At 42.8% G+C, this 20,478-nt stretch carries 1 protein-coding gene; it reads right to left on the bottom strand.

The genetic code is table 11. The features are described 5' to 3' along the window. Window positions 1-15: 15 nt before the first annotated feature. The gene (locus I600_RS19155; RefSeq protein WP_058103151.1) at window positions 16-20,454 is read right to left on the bottom strand and encodes an Ig-like domain-containing protein; all 20,439 of its coding nucleotides are present in this window, start codon (window positions 20,452-20,454) and stop codon (window positions 16-18) included. Window positions 20,455-20,478: the final 24 nt, after the last annotated feature.

Raw genomic sequence — 20,478 nt, forward strand, 5'->3', positions numbered from 1 at the left:
TTCAATAGTTCTTTTTTATCTATTAATATACAGGTAACCGTTCATTGATTTGTTCTGTTGATCATTTGCATAATCAATTATGTAGAAGTAAACACCTACTGGTAACTCATCATTCTTTTTTATGGTCACCCTACCGTTTGACAACCCTTTAAAAGCATTACCATTATTGTCGTATCCGCTCGTTTCAAATACTAGAACTCCCCATCTGTTATAAATTTTGACGGTATTGTTAGGGAAAGATTCAATATTTGTAATTGTAAATACTCCTTCGTTTACATTTGGATTTAGTAAATCGCTTTCTATACTAATGTCGCAAATAGCACCAATAGGTGGTGTTCCTCCATTAGAACTACAACCATCTAATGGATCTGTATTGTCACTAATTTCTTGACCATCAGAAATACCATCACCGTCTGTATCTGCATTTTCTGGATCTGTGCCTAATGTGTTTTCTTCTTCTGTAGATAAACCATCATTATCACAGTCGCTAGTAGTTAAAGGTGTTCCATTAACTGAGTCACAGTCATCCAATGGGCTTGTAGCATCTATTACTTCTTCACCATCATTAATACCATCACCGTCTGTGTCTGGATCAATTGGATTTGTGCCCAGATCAACCTCTTCACCATCTGTTAATCCATCATTATCAGTATCAGCATTGTTCGGGTCAGTACCTAATGAAGCTTCCTCATCTGTGGTAAGATTATCTAAGTCGCAATCACTGGTACCTAACGGAGTGCCTGCAATAGAATCACAATCGTCTAAAGGATTAGTTGAATTTAATACTTCTTGACCATCATTAATGCCATCTCCATCCGAATCAGGGTTATTAGGATCTGTTCCTAAATTATTTTCCTCATCATTGGTTAATCCGTCATTATCTGGATCATTATCCACTACATCAACCATATAAGATTTGGTTTCGCTTACTGTAGTGCTATTACCTGCGTTATCTAAAACTGTAAGGCTTACTTCAATTGAAGTGTCATTATCCGCTACCAAATCACTTCCAGGAACATCAATACTAAAGTTACCTAGAGCATCTACCGTGCCTGAATAAATGTTACCATTTACGACTATGGTTACTGGATCATTCTCATTAAAATCTCCATTTACCGTTCCTGTAATTGAAATTGTAGAACCAGCTTCAGTTGCATTGATGCTATTATCACTTGTAATATCATCAACAGTTACCGTTACCCCAGGTACTGTTACATCTACGTTATATGCTTTTATTTCTGTGGATGTGCCTGTATTTCCGTTGATGTCTGTCGTAGAAATACTTCCATCTACAGCGGCATCCACATCTGCTGCCAAGGCACTTCCAGGAATGTTGATACTATAGTCACCGGCTGCATCAACAGTTCCCGTATAATTTGTTCCGTTAACAGTTAAGGTTACCGTATCCCCAGCATTGAAGTCACCTGAAACGGTTCCTGTCACCGCTACGTTAGCTCCTGCTTCCGTAGCGTTCAGGATGTTGTCCGCCGTAATATTGTCAATCACTAATACCGGAGCTGGGTTTACCAAATCTACAGTATATGTTTTTGTTTCAGTAACGGTAGAACTATTTCCCGCTCCATCAGTTGTGGTTATACTACCGTCCAATGTTGTATCTGGGTCCGCAGCTAATTTACTGCCAGGTACATCAATACTATAATCACCAGCTGCATCGACAATTCCTGTATAATCCGTTCCGTCCACAGTCAAGGTAACGGAGTCACCAGTATTGAAATCACCTGTAACATTACCCGTTACCGCAACATCGGCGGCAGCTTCCGTAGCGTTCAGGATGTTATCTGCAGTGATATCGTCTATTGCCAATACTGGGACTGGTAGTGTAGTGATATGCTGAATATCCCTTTTTGCTTGCGTTGCGGAGTTTCCGGCAACATCGTTTACATCCGCAGTGATTGTTTCATTAGCATCCAAAGCTTGTGCTTCAAGAGCCGTAATATCAAAAGTCCACGTATTTCCTGTAACTACAGGAGAATAGGTTGTACCATTTAAGACCACAGTAGCTACTTGATTATCTTCTACATTGGTCGTTGTACCAGAGATAGTCACAGGACTATCATCTTCCGTTGCGTTGATGATATCATCAAGAGCTACTACATTTATTGCGATAGCTGGTGATGTGGTATCCACACTGTACACTTGCGTATCGGTAGCTGTTGCAGAGTTTCCTGCAGTATCGGTCGTAGTTACACTACCGTCCACTGTTGTATCCGGGTCCGCAGCTAATTTACTACCAGGAACATCAATGCTATAATCACCAGCTGCATCGACAGTTCCGGTATAATCTGTACCGTCCACAGTTAAAGTAACGGTGTCCCCGGTATTGAAATCCCCAGAAACCGTTCCTGTTACCGCAACATCCGCACTAGCTTCCGAAGCGTTCAGGATGTTATCCGCGGTAATATCGTCTATTGCCAATACTGGGACTGGTAGTGTAGCGTCATATTGAATATCACGAGTTGCTTGCGAAGCAGCATTACCTCCGAGGTCGCTTACATCTGCAGTTATTGTTTCCGTAGGGTCCAAGGCTTGTATATCTACTACAGGTACATCTAATGTCCAAGTATTTCCTGAAACAGTTGCCGTATAGTTTTCTCCATTTAAGGTCACCGTTACTACTTGTCCATCTTCGACATTAGTGGTGGTTCCAGAGATAGTTACCGGACTGTCATCTTCCGTTGCGTTGATGATATCATCAACGGCAACTGTATTGATTGTAATAACAGGAGCAGCAGTATCTACGCTATACACTTGCGTGTCGGTAGCACTTGCGGAATTTCCAGCGGTATCGGTTGTGGTAACACTACCATCCACAGTAGTATCCGCATCCGCAGCCAACTTACTTCCAGGAACATCAATGCTATAATCACCAGCTGCATCGACAGTTCCGGTATAATCTGTACCGTCCACAGTCAAGGTAACGGTGTCCCCGGTATTGAAATCCCCAGAAACCGTTCCTGTTACCGCAACATCCGCACTAGCTTCCGCAGCGTTCAGGATGTTATCCGCGGTAATATCGTCTATTGCTAAAACTGGAACAGGTACTGTAGCGTCATATTGAATATCACGAGTTGCTTGCGAAGCAGCATTACCTCCGAGGTCGCTTACATCTGCAGTTATTGTTTCCGTAGGGTCCAAGGCTTGTATATCTACTACAGGTACATCTAATGTCCAAGTATTTCCTGAAACAGTTGCCGTATAGTTTTCTCCATTTAAGGTCACCGTTACTACTTGTCCATCTTCGACATTAGTGGTGGTTCCAGAGATAGTTACCGGACTGTCATCTTCCGTTGCGTTGATGATATCATCAACGGCAACTGTATTGATTGTAATAACAGGAGCAGCAGTATCTACGCTATACACTTGCGTGTCGGTAGCACTTGCGGAATTTCCAGCGGTATCGGTTGTGGTAACACTACCATCCACAGTAGTATCCGCATCCGCAGCCAACTTACTTCCAGGTATATCGATACTGTATGCGCCAAGCGCATCCACAGTTCCTGTATAATCGGTACCATCCACAGTCAAGGTAACGGTGTCCCCGGTATTGAAATCACCCGAAACCGTTCCCGTTACCGCTACATCGGCAGCAGCCTCCGTAGCGTTCAGGATGTTGTCAGCGGTGATGTCGTCTATTGCCAATACTGGGACTGGTAGTGTAGTGATATGTTGAATATCACGAGTTGCTTGTGTTGCAGAATTCCCAGCAACATCACTTACATCTGCAGTGATTGTTTCCGTAGCATCCAAAGCTTGCGCTTCAAGAGCAGTGATATCGAATGTCCATGTATTTCCTGTAACTAAAGGAGAATAGGTTGTACCATTTAATACTACAGTAGCTGCTTGATTATCTTCCACATTGGTTGTTGTACCAGAGATAGTCACAGGACTATCGTCTTCGGTAGCATTGATAATATCATCAAGAGCAACAACATTAATAGCAATAGTTGGTGTCGTAACATCATGTTGAATATCCCTAGTTGCTTGTGTTGCCGAGTTTCCGGCAACATCATCTACATCCGCAGTAATAGTTTCATTGGCATCTAAAGCTTGCGCTTCTAGAGCAGTGATATCGAATGTCCACGTATTTCCCGTAACCACAGGAGAATAGGTTGTTCCATTTAAGACCACAGTAACGGTCTGACCATCTTCTACATTGGTAGTTGTTCCGTTAATGGTTACCGGACTGTCATCTTCCGTAGCGTTGATAATGTCATCCCCGGCTACTACATTGATAGCGATAGTAGGCGAAGTAACATCATGTTGGATATCCCTAGTTGCTTGTGTTGCCGAGTTTCCAGCAACATCACTTACATCCGCAGTGATGGTTGCATTGGCAGGAAGTGCCTGTGCATCCAGAGCAGGAATATCCAAGGTCCATATATTACCGGAAACGATGGTAGTATAAGTTTCCCCGTTCAAGGTAACTGTAACGGTCTGACCATCTTCGACGTTAGTCGTTGTTCCGTTAATGGTTACCGGACTGTCATCTTCCGTAGCATTGATGATATCATCCCCGGCTACGACATTTACTGTAATAGCAGGCGATGTGGTATCCACACTATACACTTGCGTATCGATAGCTGTTGCAGAATTACCTGCAGTGTCCGTTGTAGTTACACTACCATCCACTGTTGTGTCAGGGTCTGCAGCTAATTTACTGCCAGGAACATCTATACTATAATCACCGGCCGCATCAACGGTTCCAGTATAATCGGTTCCGTCAACCGTCAAGGTTACCGTGTCACCATCGTTAAAGTCACCCGTAACGTTACCCGTTACCGCAACATCTGCAGCAGCTTCCGTTGCGTTCAGGATGTTGTCAGCTGTGATATCGTCTATGTTCAAGGTTATTGCAGGTGCAACAGTATCCACACTATACACTTGTGTATCCGTTGCCGTTGCAGAATTTCCTGCAGTATCGGTCGTAGTTACACTACCGTCCACTGTTGTATCTGGGTCCGCAGCTAATTTACTGCCAGGTACATCGATGCTGTATGCACCCAATGCATCAACAGTTCCCGTATAATTTGTTCCGTCAACAATCAAGGTAACCGTATCCCCAGCGTTGAAGTCACCTGAAACGGTTCCTGTTACCGCTACGTCCGCTCCTGCTTCCGTAGCGTTCAGGATATTGTCCGCCGTAATATTGTCAATCACTAATACCGGAGCTGGGTTTACCAAATCTACAGTATATGTTTTTGTTTCAGTAACGGTAGAACTATTACCCGCTCCATCAGTTGTGGTTACACTACCGTCCACGGTAGAATCGCCATCCGCGGCAAGTGCCGAACCAGGAACATCGATACTATAATCACCAGCTGCATCGACAGTTCCTGTGTAATCCGTTCCGTCCACAGTTAAAGTTACGGTGTCTCCAGTATTGAAATCACCAGATACGGTTCCAGTAACTGTTACATCTGCAGCAGCTTCCGTAGCGTTCAGGATGTTGTCCGCAGTGATATCGTCTATATTTAGTGTGATGTTTGGAAGCGTAGCATCATGCTGAATATCACGCGTTGCCTGTGTTGCGGAGTTTCCGGCAAAGTCGTTTACATCCGCGGTGATGGCTGCATTGGCAGGAAGTGCCTGTGCATCCAGAGCGGGAATATCCAAGGTCCACGTATTACCGGAAACGGTAGCGTTATAGGTTTCCCCGTTCAAGGTAACCGTAACCGTTTGTCCATCTTCCACATTGGTAGTTGTTCCGTTAATCGTTACCGGACTGTCATCTTCCTTGGCATTGATGATATCATCCCCGGCTACAATATTTACAGTAATAGCAGGTGATGTGGTATCAATACTGTACACTTGCGTATCGGTAGCTGTTGCAGAGTTTCCTGCAGTATCGGTTGTGGTTACACTACCGTCCACGGTTGTATCTGGATCTACAGCTAATTTACTGCCAGGAACATCGATACTATAATCACCAGCTGCATCGACAGTTCCTGTGTAATCAGTTCCGTCCACAGTTAAAGTAACGGTATCACCATTGTTAAAGTCACCCGTAACGTTACCCGTTACCGCAACATCGGCAGCAGCTTCCGTAGCGTTTAGGATGTTGTCCGCAGTTATCTCATCAATAACAATAACAGGAATAGGAAGAACAGCATCATGCTGAATATCTCTAGTTTCTTGCGTTGCAGAGTTTCCGGCAAAGTCGTTTACATCCGCGGTGATGGTTGCATTGGCAGGAAGTGCTTGTGCATCCAGAGCGGGAATATCCAAGGTCCATGTATCACCGGAAACAGTAGCGTTATAGGTTTCCCCGTTCAAGGTAACCGTAACGGTCTGACCATCTTCTACATTGGTAGTTGTTCCGTTAATCGTTACCGGACTGTCATCTTCCTTGGCATTGATGATATCATCCCCGGCTACAATATTTACTGTAATAGCAGGTGATGTGGTATCCACACTATACACTTGCCTATCGGTAGCTGTTGCAGAATTTCCAGCAGTATCGGTTGTAGTTAAACTACCGTCCACTGTTGTATCTGGGTCTGCAACTAATTTACTGCCAGGTACATCGATGCTATAATCACCGGCTGCATTAACGATTCCCGAATAATCGGTTCCATCAACGGTCAAGGTTACCGTATCACCTGTATTGAAATCACCCGTAACATTACCCGATACCGCAACATCGGCGGCAGCTTCCGTAGCGTTCAAGATATTATCCGCAGTGATATCGTCTATATTTAGTGTGATGTTTGGAAGCGTAGCATCATGCTGAATATCACGCGTTACCTGTGTTGCAGGATTACCGCCAAGGTCGCTTACATCCGCGGTGATGGTTGCATTGTCAGGAAGTGCCTGTGCATCCAGAGCAGGAATATCCAAAGTCCATGTATTACCGGAAACGGTGGTAGTATAAGTTTCCCCGTTCAAGGTAACCGTAATGGTCTGACCATCTTCTACATTGGTAGTTGTTCCGTTAATCGTTACCGGACTGTCATCTTCCGTTGCGTTGATGATATCATCCCCGGCTACTACATTGATTGCGATAGCTGGTGATGTGGTATCCACACTATACACTTGTGTATCGGTAGCTGTTGCAGAGTTTCCTGCAGTATCGGTCGTAGTTACACTACCATCAACTGTGGTATCTGGGTCTGCAGCTAATTTACTGCCAGGAACATCGATACTATAATCACCGGCTGCATCAACGGTTCCAGTATAATCGGTTCCGTCCACAGTCAAAATAACGGTGTCTCCAGTATTGAAATCACCTGTAACGTTGCCCGTTACCGCAACATCGGCGGCAGCCTCCGTAGCGTTCAGGATATTGTCCGCAGTGATATCGTCTATATTTAGTGCGATGCTTGGAGGTGTAGCATCATGCTGAATGGCACGGCTAGCCTGTGTTGCAGGATTACCACCAAGATCACTTACATCCGCGGTGATGGTTGCATTGGCAGGAAGTGCCTGTGCATCCAGAACAGGAATATCCAAGGTCCATGTATTACCGGAAACGATGGTAGAATAAGTTTCCCCGTTCAAGGTAACCGTAACGGTCTGACCATCTTCTACATTGGTCGTTGTTCCGTTAATGGTTACCGGACTGTCATCTTCAGTTGCATTGATGATATCATCCCCGGCTACTACATTTATTGCGATAGCTGGTGATGTGGTATCCACACTGTACACTTGCGTATCGGTAGCTGTTGCAGAGTTTCCAGCAGTATCGGTTGTGGTTACACTACCGTCCACTGTTGTATCCGGGTCTGCAGTTAATTTACTGCCAGGTACATCGATGCTATAATCACCAGCTGCATCGACAGTTCCTGTGTAATCTGTTCCGTCCACTGTTAAAGTTACCGTATCACCTGTATTGAAATCACCCGTAACGTTACCCGTTACCGTAACATCGGCGGCAGCTTCCGTAGCGTTCAGGATGTTGTCAGCTGTGATATCGTCTATTGCCAATACTGGGACTGGTAGTGTTGTGATATGTTGAATATCTCTAGTTGCCCGTGTTGCGGAGTTTCCGGCAACATCATCTACATCTGCAGTGATAGTTTCATTGGCATCTAAAGCCTGTGCTTCCAGAGCAGAAATATCGAATGTCCAAGTATTTCCTGTAACTACAGGGGAATAGGTTGTTCCGTTTAGGACCACAGTTGCTACTTGGTTATCTTCTACATTGGTAGTTGTACCGGAGATAGTCACTGGACTATCGTCTTCCGTGGCATTGATAATGTCATCTCCAGCTACAACATTAATTGTAATAGTAGGAGCAGTAGTATCCACACTATACACTTGTGTATCGGTAGCTGTTGCAGAGTTTCCAGCAGTATCGGTCGTAGTTACACTACCATCCACTGTGGTATCCGGGTCTGCAGCTAATTTACTGCCAGGAACATCGATACTATAATCACCGGCCGCATCGACAGTTCCTGTGTAATCTGTACCGTCTACAGTCAAGGTAACGGTGTCACCATTGTTAAAGTCACCCGTAACGTTACCCGTTACTGCAACATCGGCAGCAGCTTCCGTAGCGTTCAAGATATTGTCCGCAGTGATATCGTCTATGTTCAAGTTTATCGCAGGAAGAACATCATCATGCTGAATATCCCTAGTTGCCTGTGTTGCAGGATTACCACCAAGGTCGCTTACATCCGCGGTGATGGTTGCATTGTCAGGAAGTGCCTGTGCTTCCAGAGCGGGAATATCCAAGGTCCATGTATTACCGGAAACGGTTGTAGTATAAGTTTCCCCGTTCAAGGTAACCGTAACGGTCTGACCATCTTCTACATTGGTTGTTGTACCGGAAATAGTCACTGGACTGTCATCTTCTGTTGCATTGATAATATCATCCACCGCTACAACATTTATGGTGATAGTAGGTGTCGTAACATCATGCTGAATATCTCTAGTTGCTTGTGTTGCAGAGTTTCCAGCAACATCACTTACATCCGCAGTGATTGTTTCATTGGCATCCAAAGCTTGCGCTTCAAGAGCAGTAATATCAAAAGTCCAAGTATTTCCTGTAACTACAGGGGAATAGGTTGTTCCGTTTAGGACCACAGTTGCTACTTGGTTATCTTCTACATTGGTAGTTGTACCGGAGATAGTCACTGGACTATCGTCTTCCGTGGCATTGATAATGTCATCTCCAGCTACAACATTAATTGTAATAGTAGGAGCAGTAGTATCCACACTATACACTTGTGTATCGGTAGCTGTTGCAGAATTTCCAGCAGTATCGGTCGTAGTTACACTACCGTCCACTGTGGTATCCGGGTCTGCAGCTAATTTACTGCCAGGTACATCGATGCTATAATCACCAGCTGCATCCACAGTCCCCGTATAATCTGTTCCGTCCACAGTTAAAGTAACAGTGTCTCCAGTATTGAAATCACCAGATACGGTTCCAGTAACTGTTACATCGGCGGCAGCTTCCGTAGCGTTCAAGATATTGTCCGCAGTGATATCGTCTATGTTCAAGGTTATTACAGGTGCAACAGTATCCACACTATACGCTTGCGTATCGGTAGCTGTTGCAGAATTGCCAGCAGTATCCGTAGTGGTTACACTACCGTCCACTGTGGTATCCGGGTCTGCAGCTAATTTACTGCCAGGTACATCGATACTATAATCACCAGCTGCGTTGACAGTTCCCGTATAATCGGTTCCGTCCACAGTTAAAGTAACAGTGTCTCCAGTATTGAAATCACCCGTAACGTTACCAGTTACCGCAACATCTGCAGCAGCTTCTGTAGCGTTCAAGATATTGTCCGCTGTGATATCGTCTATTGTCAATACTGGGACTGGTGGTGTAGTGATATGCTGAATATCACGAGTTGCTTGTGTTGCCGAGTTTCCGGCAACATCACTTACATCTGCAGTTATTGTTTCATTGGCATCTAAAGCTTGCGCTTCAAGAGCAGTGATATCAAAAGTCCACGTATTTCCTGTAACCACAGGAGAATAAGTTGTTCCATTTAAGACCACAGTAACGGTCTGACCATCTTCTACATTGGTAGTTGTTCCGTTAATCGTTACCGGACTATCGTCTTCCGTGGCGTTGATGATATCATCCACCGCTACTACATTTATTGCGATAGTTGGTGAAGTTGCATCTACCGAATAGACTTGTGTATCCGTTGCCGTTGCAGAATTTCCTGCAGTATCGGTCGTAGTTACACTACCGTCCACTATTGTATCCGGGTCCGCAGCTAATTTACTGCCAGGAACAAGAATACTATAATCACCGGCCGCATCGACGGTTCCTGTATAATCTGTACCGTCCACAGTCAAGGTAACGGTGTCTCCAGTGTTGAAATCACCCGTAACGTTACCCGTTACCGTAACATCGGCAGCAGCTTCCGTGGCGTTCAGGATGTTGTCCGCTGTGATATCGTCTATGTTCAAGGTTATCGCAGGTGCAACAGTATCCACACTGTACGCTTGTGTATCGGTAGCTGTTGCAGAATTTCCAGCAGTATCGGTTGTAGTTACACTACCGTCCACTGTGGTATCCGGGTCTGCAGCTAATTTACTGCCAGGTACATCGATGCTATAATCACCAGCTGCATCCACAGTCCCCGTATAATCTGTTCCGTCCACAGTTAAAGTAACAGTGTCTCCAGTATTGAAATCACCCGTAACGTTACCAGTAACTGTTACATCTGCAGCAGCTTCCGTAGCGTTCAAGATATTGTCCGCAGTGATATCGTCTATGTTCAAGGTTATTACAGGTGCAACAGTATCCACACTATACGCTTGCGTATCGGTAGCTGTTGCAGAATTGCCAGCAGTATCCGTAGTGGTTACACTACCGTCCACTGTGGTATCCGGGTCTGCAGCTAATTTACTGCCAGGTACATCGATACTATAATCACCAGCTGCGTTGACAGTTCCCGTATAATCGGTTCCGTCCACAGTTAAATTAACAGTGTCTCCAGTATTGAAATCACCCGTAACGTTACCAGTTACCGCAACATCTGCAGCAGCTTCCGTTGCGTTCAAGATATTGTCCGCTGTGATATCGTCTATTGTCAATACTGGGACTGGTGGTGTAGTGATATGCTGAATATCACGAGTTGCTTGTGTTGCCGAGTTTCCGGCAACATCACTTACATCTGCAGTTATTGTTTCATTGGCATCTAAAGCTTGCGCTTCAAGAGCAGTGATATCAAAAGTCCACGTATTTCCTGTAACCACAGGAGAATAAGTTGTTCCATTTAAGACCACAGTTGCCACTTGGTTATCTTCTACATTTGTAGTTGTACCGGATATAGTCACTGGACTATCATCTTCGGTAGCGTTGATAATATCATCCACCGCTACTACATTGATAGCGATAGTTGGTGCAGTTGCATCTACACTATACATATGTGTATCCGTTGCTGTTGCAGAATTGCCAGCAGTATCCGTAGTAGTTACACTACCGTCCACTGTTGTATCACCATCCGCAGCTAATTTACTGCCAGGTACATCGATACTATAGTCACCGGCCGAATCGACAGTTCCTGTATAATCCGTTCCGTCAACCGTCAAGGTTACCGTGTCACCATCGTTAAAGTCACCCGTAACGTTACCCGTTACCGCAACATCTGCGGCAGCTTCCGTAGCGTTCAAGATATTGTCCGCAGTGATATCGTCTATGTTCAAGGTCATTGCAGGTGCAACAGTATCCACACTATACACATGTGTATCCGTTGCTGTGGCAGAATTGCCAGCAGTATCCGTAGTGGTTACACTACCGTCCACTGTTGTATCTGGGTCTGCTGATAATTTACTGCCAGGTACATCGATGCTATAATCACCGGCTGCATCAACGGTTCCTGTATAATCAGTTCCGTCCACGGTTAAAGTTACGGTGTCTCCTGTATTGAAATCACCCGTAACGTTACCCGTTACCGCAACATCGGCGGCAGCTTCCGTAGCGTTCAAGATGTTGTCCGCAGTGATATCGTCTATGTTCAAGGTTATCGCAGGTGCTACGGTATCCACACTATACACTTGTGTATCGGTAGCTGTTGCAGAGTTTCCAGCAGTATCGGTTGTGGTTACACTACCGTCCACTGTTGTATCTGGGTCCGCAGCTAATTTACTGCCAGGTACATCGATGCTATATGCACCCAATGCATCGACAGTTCCTGTGTAATCAGTTCCGTCCACAGTTAAAGTTACGGTGTCTCCTGTATTGAAATCACCCGTAACGTTACCCGTTACCGCAACATCGGCGGCAGCTTCCGTAGCGTTCAAGATGTTGTCAGCTGTGATATCGTCTATGTTCAAGGTTATTGCAGGTGCAACAGTATCCACACTATACACTTGTGTATCGGTAGCTGTTGCAGAGTTTCCAGCAGTATCGGTCGTAGTTACACTACCATCAACTGTTGTATCTGGATCTACAGCTAATTTACTACCTGGCACATCAATACTATAATTCCCGGATGCATCGACAGTTCCTGTGTAATCTGTACCGTCTACAGTCAAGGTAACGGTGTCACCATTGTTAAAGTCACCCGTAACGTTACCCGTTACCGCAACATCGGCGGCAGCTTCCGTTGCGTTCAGGATGTTGTCAGCTGTGATATCGTCTATATTTAGTGTGATGCTTGGGGGAGTAGCATCATGTTGAATATCACGTGTTGCCTGTACGGCCGAAGTACCTAAACTATTATCAACATCTGCAGTAATAGTTTCTGTAGCATCTAAAGCCTGTGCATTAGTTGCAGAAATATCTAAAGTCCATGTATTAGCAGAAACAGTTGTGGTATATGTTTGTCCGTTTAAAGTAACCGTTACTGTTTGTCCATTTTCTACATTGGTTGTTGTACCAGAAATAGTCACTGGACTATCGTCTTCCATGGCATTGATGATATCATCTCCAGCCACTACATTAATTGCGATTGTTGGTGTTGGCACTACTGTAACATTTACTGTTGCCGTATCCGAATCATTGTTGGCATCCGTAATTGTATAGGTAAAGGAATCCGATCCGCTATACCCCGCAGCGGGTGTATACAATACCGTATCATCTGTTGGGTCTAATGGCGTACTATTATCATCTACAGAAACCGTTCCTCCATTTGTTGTTGAAGTACTCGGAAGTGTAATTGCACCAGCATTTGGTCCATCACCACCAAAATCATCTGGACCATTTCCATTATTAGCCAGTACATCTATAGCATTATTGCTTGAATCTTGTGCTATTGAAATATCATCATCCTGTGCTGTTGGCAAACTATTAACACCAACGTTTACGGTTACCGTAGCAATGTCACAGTTTGTAGGATTAGTGGCATCACAAATTTGATAGTTAACCGTGTATGAACCAGAACCAGTGTTACTAGCTACATCTACGGAACCATCACCATTTACCGTTAATGGTCCGTTTGAAGTTGGAGTTATAGTAACACTTGAAGGGTTAAGAATTGCTCCATTGAATTCATCATTATCAAATACATTTATGACATCGTCTATTCCTGTAAATCCTTCAACAGCAGTTATACCTGCCGAATCGTCAATAGCATCTACATTATTTATAACTGTTAATGTAGCTTGTGCCTCTTCTGGACAAGAATTGTTTGCACTTCTGACCAAAACTTTATAGATATTCCCATCCATGATGAGGGTAACATCTGAAATAGTTAAACTAGAACCGGTGGCTCCTGAAATGTTAGAAAACGTAGATCCAGAATTGGTGCTTACCTGCCATTGGTACGTTGGACTAGCATTTACATCATAGGTTGGTGTTCCAGAAATATATGCCGAAGCATCTAAAACTGAAGCTGCTACTGTAAATGTAGCATCGTCACCAACCCGTTCTTCTTGGTCTGTTGGTGCTGTATCAACAGTTGTTTCTGATGCCGTTGTCACTCCGTTTGTAGTACCTGTATATGCCGTTGATGCACCAGTTACCTGACCATTTGCATCATATCCTGTACCATCTACTTCGCCGTCATTATCATCATCGGTATGTCCTGCTTCAGTAGCATCTGTACAGGTGTCATTATCAGAATCTGTGTCTAAATGATCAGCGACACCATCTTTATCTGTATCGGTAGCAGGGCAAAGTCTAAAAATTACAACACTACTATTATCTCTAGTGAAAAATTCTACGAAAGATGCGTACCCTTCCGATTCCCAAGTTTCTGTTCCTGCATTATTATCAGCGGAAGAGGCGTCTCTTTCTACATAGTATTCATTACCCTGGTTATACGCCTTAAACCCTGTATTTAAGGTTCCTGTAAAGTTGAATTTTTCACCGTTAGAACGTATTCCTTCCGAGCTACCTACTGAGGTAAGTCCGGATCCATGATCAATACGTATTCTGCTTGGTATTGTACCTGAAATTGCTATAGAAGAAGCTGGGTTAGTCCCCGATGTATTCCAAGAGGAACCTGTACTATTTACATATGCATCTGTAAGTGTTAAAATTACAGAACCGTTACTTAAATTAAACAAGCTACTTACATCATGTACTGCACTAGAAATTACTTCATTTCCTGAATACCCTAAATCACTAGGTCTAACTACTGTATAGCCTGAGCATGTATCTTCATCGGTATCTAAAATACCATCGTTATCATCATCTAAATCACAGAAATCTCCAATGTTATCCCCATCACTATCAACGTAGGATGGGTGTGATGAATCACATGGGTCACAGGCTGCTGCCTGAACAGCATCATCTGTAGATGAACCAGCACCTTGAGAAGTACCTCCTGGAACACCAACTGCATCAACAGTTGCAATTAATCTTGATTCGGAATCAATATCAGAATATGTATAACTACCGTCACCTTCCAAGGCATCTGGGCAACCATCATTATCACTATCTATATCAAGACAATCGGCGATACCATCACCATCCGTATCTGTAGTTGTTACTCTAGGAAATTCTCCAATTTCCATTCTATACTGTTGTGTACTTGGAGTAATATCATCATCCCAAGCAAAACTGTACGAAGTAGTTCCATAGCTTTCTGCTAGTACAGCACTAGACCCTCCAGTTGCCGTTGCTTCTATTTGAGCCGTACCAGATCCATCATCGGTTGTTGCCACGGCATTGGCTGGTGTGCCAGATGTAACGTAGTGCATTTGACTGTCCGAAACATAAGTTTCAATTTCACCTGTACTAAACGCAACGCCAGCGGTGGCTTCTCTTCTAATATCTACAGGTTCTGAGAACTCTAGTAAGAATCCGGCATGTCCGCCCAACACACTACCTGAAGCAGCACCCATATATAATCTAGCATCATCAGGTTCATCTGAAAATGAAGTTATGGTCACCGTTATTCCTGCCAAATTAGGGCTTAGGGCAGCTAAATCGTACGTGCCAATTAATCCCCATTCATTATCTCCGCTACTTCTACCAGACCAATAAGCTGAGCCAATCAAGGTGTTGAAAGTAAAATCTATCCAACTTACAGAAGTATCTTGAACATCAATTGCAGGAGTCGGTATTGCTGGGCATTCATCTACATCTAAAATACCATCATTATCATCATCTTCGTCACAACCATCAAAAACCCCATCATTATCAGAATCGACAGTTCCACAGCCAGCATCTTCAGTATCGTCCCTATAATCTACTTCGGGCGTAGTGCTGTTCTGTATATTTGGTAAAGCAGTAGGATCATTAATAGTTCCGTTAGGGTCTAAATACCCTGTAGTAGCATCGGTACTATCGTCTAGACCGTCATTATCAGCATCTGTATTTGATAGTGATATTCCTGCTTCTACAGTATCATCATCTCCTTCATCATCACTATTTAAATCAAGAAAATCAGGATTGTCCGTACCATCTGTATTCTCAGGAGTTATGCCTCCCAAATAGGCACTGTTAACACCATTATTAGTTTCATAAGTAGCTACATCATCTGTGTTTTGAGGCACATAACCTGCTGTAGTCTGTGCTTCAATATTATCTGGAATACCATCACCATCACTATCTAGATCTAAATTATTTGGTATAGTATCATTATCGGTATCTTCACATTCTTCAACCAATTTAATATTATCTAAAAGCACACCAGTACTACCTGTACCCAATAAGCCTGAAGACTCAATATCAATAGTTATGGTAGTACCTGTTGGTGTTAATTCTACGGCATAGGTATCCCACACTACTGTAGATGTTCTATTACCAGCTCCACCTGTTCCAACAGCAGCTATATTATTGGGTTGTAAAGTAGTTAGCAATGTTCTTCCACCTCCATAATCAACATAAACCGATGCCTCGAACGATGCTTCCGCAGAACTAAAATCCAACGAAAAACTAACTGTTTTACCGGGTGTAAAACCGGTATATGTTTTTTGAATATTTGCAGCTGTTGGCGATCCATATAAATCTATATGCTGATTACCAGCAGAAGAGTTAAATAAATCATACACAAGATCAAAAGACCCACCATTAGTTACAGACCAACCTTCAATAGTTGTTTGATTGATAAATAAGTCAATTTCCCCATCCGCATCACCATCTGTTTTACTTGGTGGACTTGGAGTATCACTTACTAAATCTGGAATTTCAAAAGAATCGTTATAATTAGGAGCGCTACACTCTACGCTATCTAAAATACCATCATTATCCGCATCTTCATCGCAGTTATCAAAAACACCATCGCCATCAGTATCAACATAACCACATGGATTAACCGCCCCTTCGTCTCTATAGTCTACCTCAGGATTATCAGTATTTTGTGTGTTCGGTAGCGTTGTAGGGTCATCAATAGTTCCGTTAGGATCTGAGTATCCCGTAGTAGCATCGGTACTATCGTCTAGACCGTCGTTATCCGCATCAGCATTGGCTAATGTCAATCCTGCTTCCGTGGTATCATCATCTCCTTCATTATCACTATCTACATCTATATAATCTGGAGTATCTGTACCATCTGTGTTTTCCGGAGTTATGCCACCTAAATAGGCGCTATTTACCCCTTTGTTAGTTTCGTAAGTGGCTGCATCATCTGCATTTTGAGGAACATAACCTGCTGTAGTCTGTGCTTCAATATTATCTGGGATACCGTCACCATCACTATCTAGGTCTAAATAATCTGAAATTCCGTCTGGGGTAGTTTCAGAATCTAAAATGGTATAGTTTACGGTTCCTGCATCTTCATTACCACCACCCTGAACAGCGTCTGGAACACCATCAAGACCTACATTACCAGTAACTTCGCCATTTGAGTGTGTTGCATTATGACCTGCTTCAACGGCATCATAAATACCATCGTTATCCGAGTCTAGATCAAAATAATTTGGAATTCCATCCTCATCGGTATCGCAAGCTAATGCATGAGAAAAGGATACATCATCGAACCTTGTAAAACTTGTACCGTTCTGGTTATTATAGATATAGAATCTGAAGTAATATGTTGTTCCTGCTGATAAGAAATCACTGGAACTTATAGTATAAGACAGATAATTACCTGCCAGCATATTATCAATATGAAAATCTTGTGCTTTTACCGTAGGATTACTAAAGCTTGCATTAGTATCCATTTCAATGGCCATATCAAAATTACCATAATCAACCTCCGGACCGCTAGGGCTAGTGTAAAAACCAATATTGATACTTGTAGCCCATAAATCTACCGCAGGTGTGTACGAAACTTGCACATAATGACCGGCTGATTTTGCTGTGGCAAAAGTGTTTTGGTCTGCATCATTAAAAATATAAGTATATAAGCTGCCTGTTTCATTTAAAGAACCAAAAGAAATATTTGGTGCCGCAGTAAAATTAGGGCTACTGATTAAAGTTCTATTTTCAAAAGTAGCATAATCAGATTCTCCTGGATCGGTTGTTCCTACAGTACCTGCATTTGGCGTTTCGCTATCATTATGGAACCATTCTACTTGTGTTTGTGCACATAAGGATAGTTCTTCAGCATCTAAAATACCATCATTATCATCATCTAAATCATCTACATCAAGTACTAAATCCCCGTCATTATCTGGACCTGCCGGACCGCCACAAGCGCTGGAGTTGGAAGCATCTGTTACCGCTGAATTTGTACCAGTGTACCCATCACTACCTTCTACTACACCATAAGATGAATAGCCTGTACCATCTACTTCACCATCCTCGGTTGCATCTGTAAAACCAGCTTCTGTAGCATCTGTACAAGCATCACCATCTGAATCTTGATTTAAGAAATCCGGTGTTCCTGGAGTTGTTTCAATAGGGTTTAATGCAGTGCCAGAACAGTCGGTTGTACTTGAGCCTCCAACCTCAATACCATATACTTCTACACTATTCCAATAGGCAGTTATTTGAATGTATCGTGTATCGGCATTTGTGGTTTCTGTATAGGCAGTTACGGCGCTACCGTTAACTGAATAGTCTGCAATTTTGCTCCCAATTTGGTTACCACCGGCATCTGTTTGATGTATTTGCCCACTTTGGTTACTGCCTGTAGCATGTGCCATGTAAATGGTTATGCTAGAACCAGAAGGAATTACAGTACCTAAATCTAACACTATTCTGGATGTACCGTTAGCGGTAGAAACTGCGGCATTAGTATCGGATATACCTGTAGCCCCAAAAGCATTACTAGTATTGGAAAACGAACCTTGAGGAACAGATGCACCTACGGCATTTATAGTGCCTGAATTTGTACTAGTACAACTATTATCATAAATATCGGCCAAACCATCGTTATCCAAATCGTCAGCATTGTCTACAAATCCGTCGTTATTAGCATCTGTACCACCAGCTTCAACAATATCATAAATACCATCATTATCTGAATCTAAATCTTGTGAATTTGGAATGCCATCACCGTCAAAATCACAGGCAACCGCTCCACCAGCAAGTATGGTAGGTATTAATGAAATATCGTCCAAGGCTAAATCATTTCCACATCCGCCTGTATTGTTATTTATTAATACAACTTCAATATTAGTGGAAGTACCGGTATTAAACTCAAAATTATAATTTTGCCAACTACCTGTTCTAGCAATATCTCCGGTATCATAATTAGCAATTACTGCACTTGCATTATCTAAATCTCTAATTTCATATCTTACGTTAGGTAAAATAAACCCGTTAGGTTCTGATTCACAAAAGGTTTGGTTAGCAGCACTGTTGGCATTTACTAACCAAGCAGAAAATTTATAGGTTGTATTTTGGGAAACGGTTACGGTTCTATTATAGAAATCCCCAGGATCAAAACTAGCATTTACCACCATCATATAACCAGAGCCATCTGTATGGTCGCCTAAGTTTGCTTGCCAACTACCTTCCGGTTCATTTACACGAGTTGCGATGGCGTAATCACCGTCATTTAAAGCATTGGGGAAATTTGCATATGCTGCAATATCCCCTCTATAATTATATGTCGTATAGCCTGCAGGTAAAGCTCCACCAGGATATGACCCAGTTCCAAAATCTTCATAAAAAACGGCACAAGAAATATTTTCTACATCATCTGGAATTCCATCGTTATCATCATCGGCATCGGCATCATTTGATAAACCATCACCATCAATATTTTCTGCACTACCAGACATGGTCCATGGAGAAAACTCATTTATACCTAATACAGTTACCGTATTATTTGTTCTACTGGTACTATTTGCTCCTTTTTTCTCCCATGCACTAGCCGTAGAATTATACCTATAAGAAGTAAGATTGTTTTCTCCATTTGCTGGTGTATCACTATCCGCATAGGTAAAAGTTAGGTTTGCCGTTCCAGAACCAGATTTATCTATTTGCCAAAATCTATTTAAAGAAGAGGAACTAATATTTTCGCCAGTTGTTGTAGTCATATTTCCTACCGCATCCGGTATTGTAGGCAAGGGAGTCATATTTAGACCGGTAGGATAGGTAGACACTGTTATTTGCCCTAAGTCTCCACTAGCTCTTTCTATACTTAATGGGATTAAGTCTCCACTTAAAGATCCAAAAGGAATAGTATAAGCACCTCCAGTAGCAGAAGTTTGCCAAAGCACTTTGCTTTGGTTCAGTATATCTTCACTAATAATATAGCCTTCATTGGTAATTAAAGCACCTATTAGAGAATTGGTTATTTGTAATGTGTTTGAATTTAAATCAAGACTTACATCTTTCAGGTCCAATATACCCAAATTAGTACCGGATATGGACCCACCCACTATAGTGTTAACTTCTAATGTAGCTTGGTCAACTTCTAAAATTAAATTGTAAAACAGGGTTGTATTACTACCACCAATAGTGGTTATATCCGTTGTTTTTGTTAGCGTAACTACACCTTCCGAATCTGTTGTAAAAACCTGATTTCCAGTATTGTTATTTAGCCAATTTCCATCAACGCTTATTTCTGAGGCGTTGGATACAGAACCCTCATCAGCTATATAGAAATCCCCTTGATCCACCCTTATAGATGCCCCATCTGTTATTGAAACGGAAGCACCAATAACATTCAGTCCATTCTGCGCGGAAACCGCGGAAATACTGAAAATAAATATTAAAATAAAAAATTGATAAGTTTTCATATCTAAAAGAATGGAGGGTTAAAA

The sequence above is a fragment of the Maribacter dokdonensis DSW-8 genome, assembly GCF_001447995.1.
In the GTDB taxonomy this organism is placed as follows: Bacteria; Bacteroidota; Bacteroidia; order Flavobacteriales; family Flavobacteriaceae; genus Maribacter; species Maribacter dokdonensis.